Source organism: Oleiphilus sp. HI0079, assembly GCF_001635105.1.
In genome coordinates this window covers 1-1,166 of record NZ_LWFT01000189.1, presented here as the reverse complement: position 1 = coordinate 1,166, position 1,166 = coordinate 1, and the positions used below count along the sequence as shown (strand labels likewise).

The 1,166-nt window shown below is 50.1% G+C and carries 2 protein-coding genes; one reads left to right on the top strand and one right to left on the bottom strand.

Features of this window, described 5'->3' with window-relative positions:
- Positions 1-21 precede the first annotated feature (21 nt).
- A complete protein-coding gene (ybaK, locus tag A3750_RS02685; RefSeq protein ID WP_369819915.1) occupies positions 22-555 on the top strand; it encodes a Cys-tRNA(Pro) deacylase in 534 nt (177 codons plus the stop codon).
- A gap of 13 nt (positions 556-568) precedes the next feature.
- Here the strand turns inward: ybaK and A3750_RS02680 are convergent.
- Positions 569-1,166 (bottom strand): PQQ-dependent sugar dehydrogenase (locus tag A3750_RS02680; RefSeq protein ID WP_197474834.1); only part of this gene is annotated, 598 nt, incomplete at its 5' end.

Genomic DNA, 1,166 nt, shown 5'->3' with positions numbered 1-1,166 from the left:
GCGGCCTACACAAAGTAAATCGTGACGTTTAAAAAGGGCCTAAGGGCCCTTTTTTATTGCCTACAAAAAGACGTAAACTCGTCAAGCATGACGCCCGCGATCAATCTACTCAACAAGCAGAAGATTTCTCATACCGTGCATGCCTACGAGCATGATCCAAACCATGGTGCCTACGGTTTGGAAGCGGCAGAAAAGCTCGGTTTTAATCCAGAGAAAGTGTTTAAAACACTCATCATCGAGCTAGACGCTAGCAAGTTGGCATGCGTCATCATCCCTGTTGCAGAAAGCCTCAATCTTAAAAGTGCCGCAAAAGCACTGGGCGCGAAGAAGGCAAGCATGGCCAAAGTCGAAGACGCTGAGCGCTCGACGGGCTATATCAAGGGTGGTGTTAGCCCGTTCGGACAGAAAAAACGATTACCGACGATTGTCGATGCCTCCGCAGAGCACCTAGAAACCTTGCTAGTGAGCGGCGGCCGAAGAGGCCTGGATATTGAAGTCCGCACTGAAGACTTATTGAAAATTCTCAGAGCGAAACTCATCAAGGTGCGCGCTTAGCACATTTCGATTTTTAGGGCTCGAAACGATATAAGTTGCCCAAATCGGTCAGAAAGTACATCCACTGATCGGGCCCAAGTACCGTATCGCGAACCCGTTCGTCAAGACTTTCGAACAGTCGCTGTTCTGCCGTCACTCTCGTCATTGATGCATCTAGCACAAGCACATTTACGTGACGCAACTTCAGCGCACCAGCATAAAGCTTGTTCCCAAACATACTCAAGCTGCTTGGCGCGATGGAAGGCACATAGTACTTGACCGGTTGCTCCATGCCTTCACGATGCGTACCTTCTCCAACGTCTATGGGGCCCCAATACTCTTTACCATACGAGATAACGGGCCAACCATAATTCGCGCCACGCTGAATGATATTGACCTCATCACCACCTCTCGGCCCATGCTCTATTGACCAAAGAACATCGGTTTCCAGGTCATAATGCATGCCTTGCGGGTTTCGGTTGCCATATGCCCAGATCTCGGGCTGCGCGCCTTTTACAGCGTAAAACGGGTTATCTTCAGGAATACGCCCGTCATCATGCAATCGAAGTATTTTACCCGCATGACTCGAAAGCTCCTGAGCCCATTCGCGCTCGCCTCGATCACCAGAGCTA